Genomic DNA, 15,936 nt, shown 5'->3' on the forward strand with positions numbered 1-15,936 from the left:
GTGCACTCGGATTCACCCTTTGCGGGACCGGGTCGCAGACGATCCCGGCGGTAGGCTGGCGATCGTGCCCCCGTAGCCCAATGGCAGAGGCAGGCGACTTAAAATCGCTTCAGTCTGGGTTCGAGTCCCAGCGGGGGCACCACCGCGTCCGACTCAGCGCCCGAAGAGGTCGCCGATGCCGGGGATGCCGAGATCGCCGAGCTTTTGTCCCCACTCGCTCGCCGTGTCACCGAAACCCGAAACCGTTTCGCCCGCGGATCCCATGAGACCCTCGGCCGCTCCCGTGAGTTCTTCGGCGCCGAGGCCGCTCGCGATCGCGTCGAGATCGACGCCCTGCGCCAGCGCGTCGAAGTCGACGCCGAGGCCCGCCGCCTGCTCGAGCAGCGGTGCGGCGACCGCGCTGCCGATCGCTCCGACCGCCACGACGCCCAGTGCTCCGACCGCGGCGCCGCCCACCACCCCGGCTGCTCCGAAGCCGCCGACGCGCGACAGGAGTCCGCGCATGCGTCCTGGGCGCGCCGCCTCAGCGCGTCCCGCGGCGCGGGCCAGGTCGTCGGGCGATGACGACACCGGACGCTCGCCGAGTGCGAGCTCGGCCGTCATCCGCTGCTGGACCTGGTCGCGCTGATCCGGCGTCAGCCGCGCGAACGCTTCGCGGTGAATCTGCTCGACGCGGTGCGGATCGGCGGTCTGCAGCAGGTAGTCGTAGCGCGCGATGGCCGCACGGTCGGCATCCGTCCCGTGCCGCGCCTCGACGGGAGGCGGTGCGTACCGGCCCTGCGGCGCGGGCGGTGCGTACCGGTCACGGGCAGCGGCTGGCCTGTAGGACTGCGACGACGGTGGCTGGTGCGGAGCGCGCGACGTCGATTCCCGGTTGCCGGTGCCGTCGAGGTCGAGCGCCTTCGCGGCCATTCCGAGCAGGCGGTTCAGCTTTCCCATGGTGGCGGTTCCTTCGTGTGACGAGCGGACCGCCCGGAACCGGTGAGGAGGATCCGTGGCCGTCCGCGCTGATACGGACGCCCGGTCTCCTCCACCCTTGCGGGCCGATGGGCCGGGACACGATCTCATGTCCGTAATGACGACGCCATCGCAGATGGGAGTACTCCCCTTGCAGTCCCCACCGTAGCCACTTCGCCTATGAGTGCGGTGCGAGCCGAAGCTCCCGGGAAACGGCGAACGCCCCGACTCCGCGAGGGGTCGGGGCGTTCGGCGAGCGCTTACTTGGCGGCGGCCGTCTCGGCCGGCTTGTCGGCAGCGGCCTTCTTCGCGGCCGGCTTCTTCGCCGCGGGCTTCTTGGCCGGAGCCTTGGATCCAGCGGCCTCGGAAGCGGGCTTCTCTGCGGGGGCGTCGTCGGTCACTGGCTCGTCGGCAGCCGGCGTCGACTCGGCGGCGGCGATGGTGGTCGCCGGCTCCGAGGAGTGCGATCCGGGCAGTGCCGGAGCGGCCGGGGCGGCGGGCGCCGGAGCGTCGGCGGCCGGACGCGGGCGAGCGGCGAACTCCTCGAACACGTACCGCGGGTTCTGCACCGTCTGCAGGTTGACCAGGTCGCGGCCCAGCCACAGGTTGTTCCACCAGCCCCACAGCACCCGCCACTTGCGCTCCCACGTCGGCATCGCCAGACCGTGGTAGCCGCGGTGCGCGAGCCAGGCGATGAATCCCTTGAGCGCGATCTTGCCGGACTGGAAGACACCGTTGTAGAGGCCGAGGCCCGCGACGGCGCCGAGGTTCTTGTGGAAGTACTCCTTGGGAGCCTCACCGCGGAGCACCGCGACGAGGTTCTTCGCGAGCAGCTTCGCCTGACGCACGGCGTGCTGCGCGTTCGGCACGCAGAAGCCGCCGACACCGCCACCCGAGAGGTCGGGGACGGCCGAGACGTCACCGGCAGCCCAGGCGCCCTCGACGAAGGCCTCGGGAGTGCCGACACGCAGGTCGGCGCGGGTCTGGATACGACCACGCTCCTCGACGGGCAGGTCGCCGCCGCGCACGACGGTCGGGTTCGCCATGACGCCGGCCGTCCACACGATGAGGTCGGTCGGGATGACCTCGCCGGTCGACAGCTCGACGTTGCCGTCGACGGCGCTCGTGAGCTGCGTGTCGAGGTGGATGAACGCGCCTCGCTTGCCCAGATCCTTCATGACCCACTTGCTCGTCTCGAGCGAGACCTCGGGCATGATGCGGCCCATCGCCTCGATCAGGTGGAAGTGCGTGTCGTCGAACGTGAGCTGCGGGTACTTGCTCACCAGCGACGAGGCGAGCGAACGCAGCTCGGCGAACACCTCGATGCCCGCGAAGCCGCCGCCGACGACGACGACGGTCAGCAGACGGTCGCGCTCGGGGCCGGCCGGCAGCGTGGCGGCCTTATCGAAGTTCGACATCAGACGGTCACGGATCGCGACGGCCTCTTCGATGGTCTTGAGACCGATCGCGTTGTCGGCGATGCCCGGGATCGGGAACGTGCGCGAGACGGCACCGGCGGTGACGACGATCTGGTCGTACGCGAACTCGTACGGCTCGCCGAGCGGCGGCGTGATGGTCGCCGTCTTCGCGGCGTGGTTGATGTTCGTCACCTTGGCGGTCAGCACGTGCGTGCGCTTGAGGTGACGACGGTGGGCGACCACCGAGTGGCGGGCCTCGATCGAGCCGGCGGCCACCTCGGGGAGGAAGGGCTGGTACGTCATGTACGGCAGCGGGTCGACCATGGTGACGTCTGCTTCACCCTTGCGAAGGTGCTTCTCGAGCTTCCACGCGGTGTAGAAGCCTGCGTAGCCTCCACCGACGATCAGAATCTTGGGCACAGTGCTGTTCTGAGGCACGGGGGAAAAACTCCTCGGGAGTCAGGAATGTGGCGTGCGAGCGCGCGCCGATCGGATGCGCCGGGCAGCAGCGGTGACGCCAAGCGCTATCAGGATACCAGGGACTGTGAGCGCGATGAGCGGCAGGGTACCGTAGCGCAGTGAATCGGCGCTGGGAAGCAGCGGTGAACCGGGCTCCGACGGCGCGTCGGCCGCGGGCAGCGGCGGCACCGCGATGGGCGTCGCCGTGGGCTCGGGCTGAGGCACCGTCTCCGCCCTGCGGTACAGGCGCACCCACTCGGCGAGATCGCCCATCGGGTTCTCGCTGACCTTCGGGAGATCGGCGGTCACCGCCGCCTGCGCGTCGATCAGCCCGTACCCGTAGAACGGGTCGGGCACCCTGGCCATCCCCTCGACGGGGATGGCCGTCTTGATGATGCGGTTGATGACGTTCGCGGCGTCGAGCTCGGGGTGCGCCGACCGGATCAGCGCCGCGATGCCCGCGACGATCGGCGCCGCGCCACTGGTGCCGCTCCACGAGACGAGCTTGCCGTCGGCCGAGACGCCGAGCAGCCCCTCGCTCGGTGCGGCGACGCCGATCGTGATGCCCTGCGTCGACGCCTCGATGCTCGCGGTGCCCGTCTGGTCCACTCCCCCGACCGTGAGCACGCCGGGGATCGTCGCCGGCGCCCCGATGATGTCGGTGCCGCTGCCGCGGTTGCCCGCCGCGACGACCACGACGACATCGTGCTCGAACGCGTAGAGGAAGGCCTCGTCCCAACTGCGGTCCCAGTCGAGCGTGTTGGTCGTGAAGGAGAGGTTGATGATGTCGGCGCCGTTGTCGACCGCCCACTTCATGGCCTTCGCGACCTGCTCGGTGAACGGCACGGCCGCGGCGGCGCCGAAGCCCACCGAGATCGAGAGCAGGTTCGCCTCGGGAGCGACGCCGATCATGCCGGTGCCGTCGGCCGCCCCGCGACCTGCGGCCAGCGAGGCCACCCAGGATCCGTGGTTGCCGTCGACCGCTCCCAGCGGCGTGCGTCCGTCCGGCGAGCCGGCGCCGGAGACGTCGGTCCCGCCCAGCACGGCGCCGTCGAACGTACCGGGCACCTTGCCGATGCCCGTGTCGATCACCGCGATCGTCACACCCTCGCCCCGCGTGGTCTGCCAGGCCTCGCGAATCCGCGCGCCGTCGAGCCAGTACTCCGCCGCGCGCGTCGGGTCCTGCGGGTCGTCGGCGACCGGCGGCGGCGTCGCCGCGCCGAGCAGCAGCACGGATGCCACCACCGCCGCAGCCGCGACGGCACTGCGCAGCATCCGCCCCCGGCTCATGCCGATGACGCCTCGGGGTCGCGGAGCGCCGCGCCGGGGTCGTCGCAGCGGCAGACGTCGGGAGACCAGCTGGAGCGTGCGAGCGCCTCGTCGCCGATCGGGTTGACTCCGGGCCCCGCGGCCAGCGCGTGTCCGGCGAGGGCGTGCAGGCACTTCACGCGGGTCGGCATGCCGCCGGCGGAGACACCGTCGATCTCGGGCACGTCGCCGAATCCCGCGCGATCGGCGAGATACGCCTCGTGCGCGGCCAGATAGCTCGCGGCCATGTCGGCGTCATCGGCGAGCAGAGCCGCCAGCTCGGGCATCACCTGTGTGGCCTCGAGGGTCGACATGGCGGCCGTCGCGGCCGGGTGTGTCAGGTAGTAGAACGTCGGGAAGGGCGTGCCGTCGGGCAGCCGCGGCGTGGTCGCGACCACGGTCGGGTTCCCGCAGGCACAGCGTGCGGCGATGCCGACGACCCCGCGGGCCTGGCGCCCCAGCTGGGCCGAGACCACGGCTATCTCAGCGGGCGTGGGGGCAGGGAAAGGCGGGGTGGTCACCTGACAAGCGTACGGGAGCAGTCGGGGAGGATGCTCGGAGCCGCGCGGGCCGCGACCGCGGTCAGCGCGCGACGACGGCGGTGTCGCTGAGACCGGCCGAGGTGAGCGTGCGCAGCAGCTGCGGCATCCAGTCCGAGGGCTTCTCCTCGAGCGTGTCGCTGACCGGCCCCTGTTCCTGGGGCAGCGCCGCGGGGTCGAGGTCGTTGTCGATGAGGTAGACGACCTCGCCGGGCTTCACGTAGTAGAGGCGCTCTCGGGCCTGGGTCGTGATGTACGCCGGGTCGTTCCAGCGCTCGCGCTCCTTCTGGAGGGCCGTGATCTCGTCCTCCGACACCTGGATCGAGTGCTCGAGCGCGCCGATCTTCTGGCGCTGGTCGATGTAGGTGCCGAGCGTCGGCACGAGCACCCACGCGCCCAGCACGACGAGCGAGAGCATGATGACGGAGAAGGCCGAGAGTCGGATGCCGGAAGCCCACTCGCGCACGTCGACGCGCCGCTCGCCGGCACCGCGCGTCTGCGCGGTTCCTCGGGGTGTCGAGGTGCGACCGCTCCGCGGAGCGGTCGGCGCCGTGGCCCGCGACGTGCCCGCAGACGCCGAAGGAGGAGCCGGTCGTCGTGCCACGGCTCCTCCTCCGGGTTCAGACCGCAGGGGTCTGGTGGATCGTCTTCAGCTGCGCTCAGCCCTGGTAGCGGGGGAAGGCGGAGCGGCCGGCGAACACCGCGGCGTCGCCCAGCTCCTCCTCGATGCGCAGAAGCTGATTGTACTTCGCGACGCGCTCGCTGCGAGCAGGCGCACCCGCCTTGATCTGACCCGCGTTCGTCGCGACGACGAGGTCGGCGATGGTGGTGTCCTCGGTCTCGCCCGAGCGGTGCGACAGCATCGCGGTGTAGCCGGAGCGCTGTGCGAGGCTGACCGCGTCGAACGTCTCGGTCAGGGTGCCGATCTGGTTCACCTTGACGAGCAGCGAGTTCGCGACGCCGCGCTTGATGCCGTCGGCGAGGCGGCTCGGGTTGGTGACGAACAGGTCGTCGCCGACGAGCTGGACCTTCGAGCCGAGTGCGTCGGTGAGGAGCTTCCAGTTGTCCCAGTCGTCCTCGGCGAGGGCGTCCTCGATCGTGACGATCGGGAAGTCGTTCACCAGGCCCTGGTAGTACTCGATCAGCTCGGGGCCGGTCCAGTCCTTGTTGTCGAGGCGGTACACGCCGTCGGAGAAGAACTCGGTCGCGGCGACGTCGAGGCCGAGCGCGATGTCGGTGCCGGGCGTGAAGCCGGCCTTCTCGATCGCCTTGACGAGGAAGTCGAGGCCTTCGCGGTTGCTGGGCAGGTCGGGGGCGAAGCCGCCCTCGTCACCGAGGCCGGTCGCGTAGCCGGCGGCCTTCAGCTCGCTGCGCAGCACGTGGTAGGTCTCGACGCCCCAGCGCAGCGACTCGGAGTAGGTCTCGGCGCCGATCGGCGCGAGGAAGAACTCCTGCATGTCGATGCCGTTGTCGGCGTGCTCGCCACCGTTGATGACGTTGAACAGCGGCACGGGCAGGACGTGCGCGTTGGGTCCGCCGAGGTAGCGGAACAGCGGCAGGTCGGCCGAGTCGGCGGCGGCCTTCGCCACGGCGAGGCTCACGCCGAGGATCGCGTTGGCACCGGTGCGCTGCTTGTTGTCGGTGCCGTCGGTCTCGATGAGGATCTCGTCGACGATGCGCTGCTCGCTCGCCTCGACGCCCTCGAGGGCCGGGCCGAGCTCGTCGATGACGGCCTCGACGGCCTTGAGGACGCCCTTGCCGCCGTAGCGGCTCTTGTCGCCGTCACGCAGTTCGTACGCCTCGAACGCACCCGTGGATGCACCGGAGGGGACGGCGGCCCGCTGGACGACGCCGTCGTCGAGGAGCACCTCCACCTCGACGGTCGGGTTTCCGCGCGAGTCGAGAATCTCGCGTGCGCCTACAGCCTCGATCAGTGCCACTGATGTGCTCCTTGTTCAGAGAGGAAGATGTGTGGAGCGTCGTCGATCCGCGCCCAGTCTAGCTCGCCGTCCGCTCCGGCCCGGGGGTCGTGTCCGGCGTCAGACGACCACGGCGAGAGCTATGCCGTCCCACCCTTTGACCCCCACGGTCTGCAGGGCGGTGGCGTCGAAGCGGGGGTCCTCCCCCAGCATCTGCAGGCCCTCGCGCGTGCCGATCACCTTGGGGTCGGTGGTGTCGTCACGCACGATCTCACCCTCTCGGCCGATATTGTCGAGCACCACAGCCGTGCCGGGATGCCCGAGTCTCGCGGCCCAGTCGAGATACAGCGTGTTCGACTCCTTGTCGGCGTCGATGAACACGAGGTCGAAGGCTCCTTCCAGCGTGGGCAGGACGTCCTCCCCTCGTCCGACCCGGATCTCGACGCGGTCGCCGACACCGGCCGCGTCGATGCTCGCCCGCGCGACGGAGGCGTTGTCTGCCTCCGCCTCCACCGTGACGACCCGACCCTCCGGCCCGACGGCCCTGGCCATCCAGATCGTGGAGTACCCGCCGAGCGTGCCGATCTCGAGCACCCACCGGGCACCGCTGATGCGCACGAGCAGGTTGAGCAGCTTGCCGCCCACCGGTGCGACCTCGATCTCGGGCAACCCGGCCTCACGCTGCGCGTCGAGCGCCGCCTCCAGCTGCGGATCGTGTCCGACCAGGAGGTCGGCGAGGTAGGCGTCGGCGGTCGACCAGGCGGAGGGTGTGGATTCCATGCTCCTCAGCCAACCGCGACGCGGACGAGGGCGTCAAGGGGCGACGAACGGGGATGCCGGAGCAGCCGTCTCCACTGCATGTTTCGCCCGGGCGGGTGCATCGCCGAGCTCGGGCTGGCGCCGGAACTGACCGGTGGCGAGGAGCACCGCGATGGCGACGGCCGCCGCCACCCACCCCGCGACTCCGAGGGGTCCGGCGAGCGCGAGGTCGGGTCGCCCGGCGGCGACGATCAGGATGAGCCCTGCCGAGGCATTCAGCGATCCGTGCGCGACGACTGCCGGCCAGATCGAGGCGGATCGCAGACGCAACCACCCCAGCAGCACGCCCCAGCCCACACATCCCACGGTCATGAACAGCACGCCGGAGAGGTCGGTTCGCCCGAAGTTGTAGCCGAGCAGGATCACCGGGCTGTGCCAGAGCCCCCAGATCGCGCCGCTGAGAGCCAGCGCGGGCCACGTGCCGAGCGGTCGGAGGGCGGGCATGAGCCATCCGCGCCACCCCAGCTCCTCCCCGAGCGCGGGAACGCTGTTGATGATCGCGGCGATCGGCACGAAGGCGAGCTGGGAGATGACGACGAGACCGACTGGGGGCATCGGCGCCCCGGCCGGGAGCGCCTGTTCGATCTGCGCGGAGAGGCCCGCGAACGTGAAGTCGAGCTGCACGAAGCCGACCGCGACGGCGATCAGGATGCCGAGAGCGACCACGATCGGCGGACCGAGCCAGCCGATCAGCAGCAGCCAGACGACACGCTTCGCCGGTCGCAGCGGCCAGAGTCCGAGGAACCACAGCCGGGCGCCGCGCGCGGGCGCCCCGAGCGCGAACGTGACGATCAGCGCGGCGACGGCGGGGGTGAGCATCATGACGACGAGCAGCACGGGGGCGAGCGGCTCCGCGAGGCCGTCGCCGAGCCACAGCGGCAGCGCGACGAGCCAGGCGAGCCCGCACGCGAGGAGCACGAAGGCGAGCACGGGCGTCCAGCGCACCCTCTGCGCCGCGTTCATCGCTCGTCCTCACTCGGCGAGGCGGCCGGTCGTCCCGCTTCCCGGTCGACGTACGTCTGCAGCAGGGCCGCACCTTCCTCAGCTCCGTCGACCGTGACGAGGAAGGGCTTGCGCCCTCGTCGCGACACCTCGATCGCCGGACCGCGACGCATCACGACGCCCGTGCGACCGTCGACGGAGATCCGCCAGCCCCAGCCGCCGAACTCTCCGAACGGCGACACGTCGATCGCGCGCACATCGGCGATCTCGTCGAGCGGGATGACGATGTGCGGCCGCCCCAGGAGGGCGCGGGCGGTGAACCCCTCGGGCGTCGCGCTCACCCGGTACGACGCTGTGGCGGCCAGCGCGAGTGCGACGACCACGGCGACGAGCGCGACGATCCATCCGCCGGGCACTCGTGCGGCGAGCATGAACACGGCGAGCACGACGAGACCGGCGAGGACGAGGCCGAGGAGCACGAGCACGCCACGAGGCATGGTGGCCGTCGCCACCCAGACGACCCGCTCGCCCGTGCCGACCCGGACGTCCTGCCGCGGCGCGAGAACCCGTCCGTCGGGGGTGCGGTAGCGAGGCTGAATCACCCACGCGAGACCGCCGACCAGGAGGAGGCCCGCCAGTGCGAGTCCCATCACTCCCCCGATACCCGGGATCTCGGCACCGGACGCGAGGTCGCGCTGGATCCACAGAGACCCCAGGCTCATGACGGCGGCGAACGCCGACATCCCCGCGGCGAGCGCACCCATCAGCCGGGCGGCGGGGCCCCACTGGTCGCGCGAAGCGACCAGGGTCGTCACGACCATGAGCAGCGGCACTCCGAGACCGACCCCCAGAAGCAGCCACAGGAAGGTGGATGCCGGTCCGAAGCCGTCGGCGCCGCCGATGCCCCAGTGCGTGGCGACCGGGTCGGGGAACGCCGGCAGCCAGCGGACCAGCACGATGACCCCGACCGCGGTGACGACGACGGGGATGGCGACCGCGACGAGCAGGAAGAGCAGCTTCGCTCGTCTCCTCGGGGCGGTGGAGTCGGGCCGGGTGCCGGTGGGTGTCATGGTGCCTCCTCGGACTCGCGTGGCATCGGGGTCTCTCGCGGTCGCGCCGCGTCGTGTGGTCGGGCGTCGGAGCCGGTCTGCGGGTGCGCTCGGATGATGCCGGCGAGGATCTCAGCGGAGACCCCCATGTGCGCGGCACGGGCCACGAGGTCGTCGATCTCGTGCGCGAGCTCCGCGAGTGGCGCGGCAGCCGCCGAGATGACGGCTCCACGCCCGCGGCGAAGATCGATCAGGCCCTCGTCGCGGAGCCGCTGATACGCGTGCAGCACCGTGTGCTGGTTGATGCGCAGCGCCGTCGCGACGTCGCGCGCGGCAGGGAGTCGATCACCGGGCGCGAGGACGCCGGCGAGCAGATCGGCGCGGATGGATGCCGCCACCTGGTCGTACAGCGGCCGGGGGCTCTCGGGGTTGACCCTGATCAGCATCCTCGCACCTCCACTGTATTCACCAATAATTCTATGAGAAGTATAACAACTGTGGCAACCTCCAGAAGAGTTCGGATGGCGCGCTCCCCTGCCGCACAATGACGACATGCGCATCACCCCTCGCCGTCTCGCGATCGGCATGAGCCTCTGGGTCCCGAACCTGTTCAGCGGCATCCGCGTCCGTCGGTTCTCGGACGACTGGACCCACGCGACCGTCGACCTGCACGTCAACGTCATCACCCGCAACTACGTCAAGACCGCGTTCGGCGGATCCATGTCGGCGATGACCGACCCGTACTTCTTCATGCTCGTGATGCATCAGCTCGGCCGCGACTACGTCGTCTGGGACACGCGCGGCGAGATCGAGTTCGTCAAGCCGGGCCGAGGTGTGCTCACGGCGGAGTTCGAGGTCTCACGCGAGAAAGCTGCAGAACTGCGGGAGCGTGCTGCCGGCGGTGCCAAGGTGCTCGAGTGGTTCGAGACCGTGATCACCGACCGCGAGGGCGACGTCGTCGCGCGGGTTCGGCGCGAGGTGTACGTCCGCGAGAAGAAACGGGTCACCGCCTCCCGCGGCTGACACGCTCCGGCGCCGCGATACCGCCCGTTCATCCGCCCGTGACACGATGAACGCGTGCCCCTCGCCCGCCGCCTGAGCCTCGCTGACGCCGTCGTCATCGGCCTGGGCTCCATGATCGGCGCCGGCGTCTTCTCGGTCTGGGGCCCGGCGATCGGGGTCGCCGGCAACGGCATCCTCATCGCGCTCGGAGTCGCCGCGGTCGTCGCGTACTGCAACGCCACCGCCTCGGCCCAGTTGGCCGCCTCGTATCCCGTCGCCGGCGGCACCTACGCGTACGCGCGGGCGGAGATCGGCCCGTGGTGGGGTTTCCTGGCCGGGTGGAGCTTCGTGATCGGCAAGATCGCGAGCTGCGCGGCGATGGCTCTGACCTTCGCCGCCTATGCGGCCCCTGCGGGTTGGCAGGTGCCGGTGGCAGTGGTCGCCGTCGCCGCGCTCGTCGCGGTGAACTGCTTCGGTGTGACGCGCACGGCGCTGCTCACCCGCATCCTCGTCGTGTGCTCTCTTCTCGGACTCGCGGTCGTCGTGGCGATCGGCGTGGGATCGTTGCCCGGCAGCGACCCCGCGCCCTTGTCCGACCCGACCGCCTACGGCGTGCTGCAGGGTGCGGGGCTGTTGTTCTTCGCATTCGCCGGATATGCGCGCATCGCGACGCTCGGCGAAGAGGTGGTGGACCCCGTTCGCACGATCCCGCGGGCGATCGTGCTCGCCCTGGGCGGTGCCGTCGTTGTGTACGCCGCGGTGGGGATCACGGTCACACTCACCCTCGGCGCGGACGCCGCGGCCACCGGCGCTCCGCTCGCGGAGGTGGTCGCCGCCGGCGGGTGGTCCGCACTCGGTCCCGTAGTGCGGATCGCCGCAGCCGCCGCGTCGCTGGGAGCGCTGCTCGCCCTCCTCACCGGTATCGGTCGCACGACACTGGCGATGGCACGGGAGAGCGACCTGCCGCGCGTCCTCGCCCGCATCGACGACCGATGGCACGTGCCCCGCCGCGCCGAGATCGCCGTCGGCGTCGTCGTGATCGGCATCGTGCTGCTCGGCGACCTGCGGGAGACCATCGGATTCTCCTCGTTCGGCGTGCTGCTGTACTACCTGATCGCGAACGCCGCGGCATTCCGTCAGACGGGGCCGGCACGTCGGTATCCGCGCGCACTGCAGGTGATCGGCGCGCTCGGATGCCTCCTGCTCGTGAACTCGCTGCCCATCGTCGCGTCGCTGATCGGCACCGCCGTGGTTCTCGCCGGGGTGGCCTATCGCCTCATCCGTCTTCGTGTCTCGCGGCGCTGAGGCCGTCGAAGGCTTCCGATCTGTCCGCGGCGGCCCGGTAGGCCCGGGGCACGACACCGAGATTGCGGCGGAAGTCGCGGGTGAGGTGCGCGTGGTCCGCGTATCCCAGGGACGCCGCGAGATCGGCGATATCGAGGTCCGCATCCTGCCGGAGACGCTCTGCGGCTCGCTGCAACCGGCGCCGCCGGAGCATCGCGGCCGGCGACAGCCCGACGTGCCGGTGCGTGATGCGCTGCAGGGTGCGCATCGATACGGACACACGCCTCGCGATCTCCTCGACCGTATCCGGGCCGTCCTCCGCCATGAGCAGGTCCACGACCCGGTTCGACTGGTGCGCGGAGGAATCGAGCGCACCGACCCGCCGCACCAACCAGTCCGAGACGACGGTCGCGGCACGCTCGCGGTGGCCGACGTCGGATGCCATCGCTGCCGCGACATCGCCGGCGAGCCCGGGAGCGGCGATCTCGATCCCGGTGTCGACCAGATCGGCGGGCGCGTCGGTGAGGGCGGCGACCGCGGCGGGCCGCAGCAACGCTCCGACCGCCCAGCCCGTGCCGCTCAGGTCACGGAACGACGCTCGACTGGTCGCGCCCGAGAGCGTCACGGCGGCCGGCTCCCCGGTCGGCTCGACAGCGCTCTCCACGACGAGATTGAGAGCGGGATACCCGACGACGTGCTGCCTGGATGATCGGCCGGGCTCGATGTCCCACTCCGGGATCCAGAACCAGCCGACGAGATCCCTTGCTGCGCTCGACGCGGGCAGGCGGTGGAACTGCGGCAGACGCGCCGGATACAGCACTCCTCGCTCGCCCGTCGCCATCGCTCCAGAGTAGGTCCGGCACCCGACTCGCGCAGCGTGTCGCGAAAGTTCAAGCGGTGCGATGGGCCGCCTTCCTAGCGTTGCCCCATGACTGATGAGAAGACCTCCGGTGCCACCGGCGAGCACACCACCGACGGGCGTCCGCGCAGCGCGACGACGCTGACGCCCTTTCTCGCGATCCCGCAGGCCCGCGAGGCGATCGCCTTCTACCGGGACGTGTTCGGTGCTCGCGTGATCGACGTCACCGAATTCGACGGACTGGTCGTGCACGCCGACCTCGATCTCGGCTTCGGGCGCCTGCAGCTCGGCGAGCCGAACGCCGACTACCACCTCGTGGCCGCGCCGAGCGGCGAGGACGACTGCTACTCGCTGGGCATCTACGTCTCGGACGCCGATCGAGTGGTCGAGCGAGCCGTATCGGCGGGCGCGACGGTGCGCGAGGCTCCGTCCACCTTCGTCTCGGGCGACCGGTATGCGAGCATCCGCGATCCTTTCGGGGTTCGCTGGTCCGTGATGACGCGGGTGGAAGACCTGTCGGATGAGGAGAGTGCGCGGCGCGTAGCGGAGTGGGCCGCCTCGTTCAGCGGATCGTCGACGGGCGACGTGAACTGAGCGCCGCCTCTGCCGCACGCTGGACGTCGGGAAGTAGCGCCTCGGCCGTGCGGCGGTAGCCGAGCGGGCTCGGGTGGAAGCGATCCATGCTGAACATCGCGTCGGGGTCGTCGAAGAACAGTGCTCCCACCGCCCGCCGGAGGTCGACCGGCCGGGCGCCCGCAGCCCGTGCGGCCTCGGTCTGCGCGGCGGCCAGTCGGCGCGACATGCTGGAGATCAGGCGCCGGAGCGGTTGCGGGACCGGGCGCAGCGCGCCGAGGTCGGGACAGGTGCCGACGACGACCTCCGCACCCCGCTGACGCAGGCGGAGGATCGCATCCCGCAGGTGCTGCGTCGACACCGCGACCGGCACGCGGTGCGTGACGTCGTTGCCGCCGACGATGATGACGGCGACGTGCGGCGCGTAGTCGGCGGACAGGCCGTCGAGCTGAACGGCGAGGTCGGAGGACTCGGCGCCCACCACCGCGCCCGTGCGCAGATCGACAGGTCGCCCCGTGCCGCGCGCGAGTCCCTTCGCCAGCCGCCCACCGAGCGTCTCCTTGCGGCGGAGGGCGCCGAGACCCGCCGCCACCGAGTCGCCCAGCACGAGCAGTTCGAGCGGTCGGCCGTCGAGCCTCCGTCGCCACACCCGGTCGGCATCGAGCGAGTCCTCGCCCAGCGGCTTCCCGATCCGGCGGCGTGCGACGGCCGCCTGACGCGTCAGGACGGCTCGGATGCCGGCGGCGAGCGCCACCGTCGCGACCCCGAGTCCGAGCCCGACGCCCACTCCGGCGACGAGGGACGAACGGCTCACGCTCCGATTCGACCCGACCGCCGTGAACGCGACGTGAACGAGCGTGCCTTCTCAGCCGAGCGGCTTGAGCTGCAGCTCGGACGCCCCGGCGCTCACGGTCGCGAACGCGGTGTAGCCGTCGGCGGCCGAGCGCTCGAGCAGCGCCTTTACGTTCTTGGTGCGCCGTTCGAGACGCACGCGGGCGCCGGACGCGACGAGCGCGGCCTTGTGCCGGACGAGCTCACCGACCGGGACGTCGGCGTCGTGGATCAGCACGACGGCGGGCTCCTCGGCATCCGTCGCGTCCGCGACGAGGTCGACGAGCCGCTCGAAGCCGAGCGAGAACCCGACCGCCGCGACCTGCTGTCCGAGGAAGCGGCCGATCATGCCGTCGTAGCGCCCCCCGCCGCCCAGCGAGTAGCCGACCGAGGGGTGCGCCAGCTCGAAGATCGTGCCGGTGTAGTAGCCCATGCCCCGCACGAGGAACGGGTCGAAGACGAGCGGGATGTCGGCGGGTTCGGAGGAGGGGGCGACCGGAGCCCGACCCGCCGCCACAGCCTCGCCGATGCCGACGAGGTGCGCGACGATGTCGTCGGGCGCTCCGTCGGGCATCGCCTTGCGGATCTGCCTCTCGCCGAACGGGTTGTACTCCATGGTCTGCGGCCGCTGCAGGAACGCCTCGAACGCATCCACAGCGGATGCCGCGGCGCCCCGCTCGCGGAGCTCCGCAGCCACCCCCTCGACGCCGATCTTGTCGAGCTTGTCGATCGTGATGAGCACGCCGGGGCGCTCCTCGGCGGTGAAGCCGAAGCTGTCGAGCATCCAGTCGAGCGCGCGACGGTCGTTGATGCGCACCGTCGCTTTCTCGAGCCCCAGGGCGTCCACGGCGTCGAGCGAGGCCACCATGAGCTCGGCCTCCGCCCGCGATGAGTCGTCGCCGATGATGTCGATGTCGCACTGCACGAACTGGCGGTAGCGCCCCTTCTGCGGACGCTCGGCGCGCCAGACCGGCCCGATCTGGATCGCGCGGAACACACCGGGAAGCTGCCCGCGGTTGCTCGCGTAGAAGCGCGCGAGCGGCACAGTGAGGTCGTAGCGGAGTCCGAGGTCGGCGAGCGCCCCCTGATCGTCGGCGGCCGCCCTGATCGCCTCGGCGTCGAGGCCGCGGCGCAGCACGTTGTACGCGAGCTTCTCGTTGTCGCCGCCGATGCCGGCGTGCAGGCGCGAGTACTCCTCGAGCGCGGGGGTCTCGATCTCGTCGAAGCCGTGCGCGCTGTAGCGGTCGCGGATGACGGAGAGCACGCGCTCGCGGCGGGCCTTGTCGGCGGGGAGGATGTCGCGCATGCCGCGCGGCGGGTTCACAGTAGCCACGTCTCCATCTTCCCAGGTCGCACCGAGTGCCTCCGGTCAACCAGCGGCCTCGGCGGCACGCACCTCGCCCTCGAGGCCGCGCAGACGCTCGCGCAGAGCGCGCTCAGCATCCCATCCCCGCTCGCGTGCGAGCGCGACGAGGGCGAGCATGGCGTCGCCCAGCTCGGATTCGGAGGACGGCGCGGCCGCGGACTCCGCGGCGTCCGGCGCGACGCCGACACCGGCTGCGCGTCCGACCAGCTTCTGGGCGAGGGCGAGCGCCGGCATCCCGCGCGGCACGCCGTCGAGCACGCTGGTCCTCGTGCGCTTCTCGGCCGCCTTCGCCGCGTTCCAGTGCACGAGCACCTCTTCGGGCGTGGTCGCGACCTCACCGGCGAAGACGTGCGGATGCCGCCTGACCATCTTCTCGGTGAGGGTCTCCGCCACATCGTCGATGTCGAACGGGTCGTACGGATCCTGCGCCGCGATGGCGGAGTGGAACAGCACCTGCCACAGCAGGTCGCCGAGCTCTTCGCGCAGGTCGTCGCTCGTGCCGCTCTCGACGGCCTCGATCACCTCGTGCGACTCCTCGATGAGATAGGGCACGAGGTCGCGATGGGTGATGCGCTGCGACCACACGCAGCGCTCCCTGACGGCGCGCATGG

General features: G+C 71.0%; 17 protein-coding genes and 1 tRNA gene. 4 read left to right on the plus strand and 14 right to left on the minus strand.

From position 1 onward, the window contains the following. The first annotated feature begins 66 nt into the window (after window positions 1-66). Window positions 67-142 (plus strand) — tRNA-Leu (locus tag RAC81_RS03635). An 11-nt stretch (window positions 143-153) separates the two neighbouring features. On the opposite strand, the gene RAC81_RS03640 is transcribed toward RAC81_RS03635, so the two are convergent. From RAC81_RS03640 to RAC81_RS03685, 10 genes are all read right to left on the minus strand, one after another. After that, on the minus strand, window positions 154-939 hold the full coding sequence (locus RAC81_RS03640; RefSeq protein ID WP_375081060.1) for a cation-transporting ATPase: 786 nt from the start codon (window positions 937-939) through the stop codon (window positions 154-156). A gap of 278 nt (window positions 940-1,217) precedes the next feature. Next, window positions 1,218-2,795: an NAD(P)/FAD-dependent oxidoreductase gene (locus tag RAC81_RS03645; RefSeq protein ID WP_375081061.1), complete on the minus strand. Its 1,578-nt coding sequence runs from the start codon at window positions 2,793-2,795 to the stop codon at window positions 1,218-1,220. A 39-nt stretch (window positions 2,796-2,834) separates the two neighbouring features. Further along, window positions 2,835-4,124: a S8 family serine peptidase gene (locus tag RAC81_RS03650; RefSeq protein ID WP_375081062.1), complete on the minus strand. Its 1,290-nt coding sequence runs from the start codon at window positions 4,122-4,124 to the stop codon at window positions 2,835-2,837. Continuing rightward, a complete protein-coding gene (locus RAC81_RS03655; protein ID WP_375081063.1) occupies window positions 4,121-4,663 on the minus strand; it encodes a DUF501 domain-containing protein in 543 nt (180 codons plus the stop codon). Before RAC81_RS03655 ends, RAC81_RS03650 begins: the two co-directional genes overlap by 4 nt. Window positions 4,664-4,724: 61 nt before the next feature. Further along, the gene (locus RAC81_RS03660; protein WP_375081064.1) at window positions 4,725-5,285 is read right to left on the minus strand and encodes a septum formation initiator family protein; all 561 of its coding nucleotides are present in this window, start codon (window positions 5,283-5,285) and stop codon (window positions 4,725-4,727) included. A 55-nt stretch (window positions 5,286-5,340) separates the two neighbouring features. Next, entirely contained in the window at window positions 5,341-6,621 is a 1,281-nt protein-coding gene (gene eno / locus RAC81_RS03665) for a phosphopyruvate hydratase (protein WP_375081065.1), read from the minus strand. 99 nt (window positions 6,622-6,720) lie between these two features. After that, entirely contained in the window at window positions 6,721-7,380 is a 660-nt protein-coding gene (locus RAC81_RS03670; RefSeq protein WP_375081066.1) for an O-methyltransferase, read from the minus strand. A 33-nt stretch (window positions 7,381-7,413) separates the two neighbouring features. Then, the gene (locus RAC81_RS03675; RefSeq protein ID WP_375081067.1) at window positions 7,414-8,382 is read right to left on the minus strand and encodes a lysostaphin resistance A-like protein; all 969 of its coding nucleotides are present in this window, start codon (window positions 8,380-8,382) and stop codon (window positions 7,414-7,416) included. Further along, complete coding sequence (locus RAC81_RS03680) at window positions 8,379-9,431, minus strand: DUF1648 domain-containing protein (protein ID WP_375081068.1); 1,053 nt, start codon at window positions 9,429-9,431, stop codon at window positions 8,379-8,381. The genes RAC81_RS03675 and RAC81_RS03680 overlap by 4 nt, the downstream gene beginning before the upstream one ends. Next, a complete protein-coding gene (locus RAC81_RS03685) occupies window positions 9,428-9,856 on the minus strand; it encodes a GntR family transcriptional regulator (RefSeq protein WP_375081069.1) in 429 nt (142 codons plus the stop codon). The genes RAC81_RS03680 and RAC81_RS03685 overlap by 4 nt, the downstream gene beginning before the upstream one ends. 106 nt (window positions 9,857-9,962) lie before the next feature. On the opposite strand from RAC81_RS03685, the gene RAC81_RS03690 reads away from it, so the two are divergent. Together RAC81_RS03690 and RAC81_RS03695 are read left to right on the plus strand one after the other, a co-directional pair. After that, the gene (locus RAC81_RS03690) at window positions 9,963-10,433 is read left to right on the plus strand and encodes a DUF4442 domain-containing protein (protein ID WP_375081070.1); all 471 of its coding nucleotides are present in this window, start codon (window positions 9,963-9,965) and stop codon (window positions 10,431-10,433) included. A 54-nt stretch (window positions 10,434-10,487) separates the two neighbouring features. Next, the gene (locus RAC81_RS03695; RefSeq protein WP_375081071.1) at window positions 10,488-11,717 is read left to right on the plus strand and encodes an APC family permease; all 1,230 of its coding nucleotides are present in this window, start codon (window positions 10,488-10,490) and stop codon (window positions 11,715-11,717) included. Here RAC81_RS03695 and RAC81_RS03700 read toward each other — a convergent pair. Next, window positions 11,689-12,537, minus strand: a complete 849-nt coding sequence (locus RAC81_RS03700) for a helix-turn-helix domain-containing protein (protein WP_375081072.1) — start codon at window positions 12,535-12,537, stop codon at window positions 11,689-11,691. The genes RAC81_RS03695 and RAC81_RS03700 overlap by 29 nt on opposite strands. Window positions 12,538-12,624: 87 nt before the next feature. Here RAC81_RS03700 and RAC81_RS03705 point away from each other — a divergent pair, with 87 nt between their 5' ends. Next, complete coding sequence (locus tag RAC81_RS03705) at window positions 12,625-13,149, plus strand: VOC family protein (RefSeq protein WP_375081073.1); 525 nt, start codon at window positions 12,625-12,627, stop codon at window positions 13,147-13,149. On the opposite strand, the gene RAC81_RS03710 is transcribed toward RAC81_RS03705, so the two are convergent. From RAC81_RS03710 to RAC81_RS03720, 3 genes are all read right to left on the minus strand, one after another. Next, entirely contained in the window at window positions 13,118-13,942 is an 825-nt protein-coding gene (locus RAC81_RS03710; protein ID WP_375081074.1) for an SGNH/GDSL hydrolase family protein, read from the minus strand. The genes RAC81_RS03705 and RAC81_RS03710 overlap by 32 nt on opposite strands. Before the next feature lie 51 nt (window positions 13,943-13,993). Continuing rightward, window positions 13,994-15,265, minus strand: a complete 1,272-nt coding sequence (locus RAC81_RS03715; RefSeq protein WP_375081500.1) for a histidine--tRNA ligase — start codon at window positions 15,263-15,265, stop codon at window positions 13,994-13,996. Window positions 15,266-15,328: 63 nt separating this feature from the next. After that, window positions 15,329-15,934 carry a MazG family protein gene (locus tag RAC81_RS03720; RefSeq protein ID WP_375081501.1) on the minus strand — a complete coding sequence of 202 codons (606 nt, stop codon included), beginning with the start codon at window positions 15,932-15,934 and terminating at the stop codon, window positions 15,329-15,331. Window positions 15,935-15,936 lie beyond the last annotated feature (2 nt).

It is taken from the genome of Microbacterium sp. CR_7, assembly GCF_041954755.1.
Taxonomy (GTDB): domain Bacteria; phylum Actinomycetota; class Actinomycetes; order Actinomycetales; family Microbacteriaceae; genus Microbacterium.

Coding starts and splice junctions, on each gene's coding strand:
- RAC81_RS03640 (WP_375081060.1), bottom strand. CDS start 939: ATGGGAAAGCTGAACCGCCTGCTCGGAATGGCCGCGAAGGCGCTCGAC.
- RAC81_RS03650 (WP_375081062.1), bottom strand. CDS start 4,124: ATGAGCCGGGGGCGGATGCTGCGCAGTGCCGTCGCGGCTGCGGCGGTG.
- RAC81_RS03670 (WP_375081066.1), bottom strand. CDS start 7,380: ATGGAATCCACACCCTCCGCCTGGTCGACCGCCGACGCCTACCTCGCC.
- RAC81_RS03675 (WP_375081067.1), bottom strand. CDS start 8,382: ATGAACGCGGCGCAGAGGGTGCGCTGGACGCCCGTGCTCGCCTTCGTG.
- RAC81_RS03680 (WP_375081068.1), bottom strand. CDS start 9,431: ATGACACCCACCGGCACCCGGCCCGACTCCACCGCCCCGAGGAGACGA.
- RAC81_RS03685 (WP_375081069.1), bottom strand. CDS start 9,856: ATGCTGATCAGGGTCAACCCCGAGAGCCCCCGGCCGCTGTACGACCAG.
- RAC81_RS03690 (WP_375081070.1), top strand. CDS start 9,963: ATGCGCATCACCCCTCGCCGTCTCGCGATCGGCATGAGCCTCTGGGTC.
- RAC81_RS03700 (WP_375081072.1), bottom strand. CDS start 12,537: ATGGCGACGGGCGAGCGAGGAGTGCTGTATCCGGCGCGTCTGCCGCAG.
- RAC81_RS03705 (WP_375081073.1), top strand. CDS start 12,625: ATGACTGATGAGAAGACCTCCGGTGCCACCGGCGAGCACACCACCGAC.
- RAC81_RS03715 (WP_375081500.1), bottom strand. CDS start 15,265: ATGCGCGACATCCTCCCCGCCGACAAGGCCCGCCGCGAGCGCGTGCTC.
- RAC81_RS03720 (WP_375081501.1), bottom strand. CDS start 15,934: ATGCGCGCCGTCAGGGAGCGCTGCGTGTGGTCGCAGCGCATCACCCAT.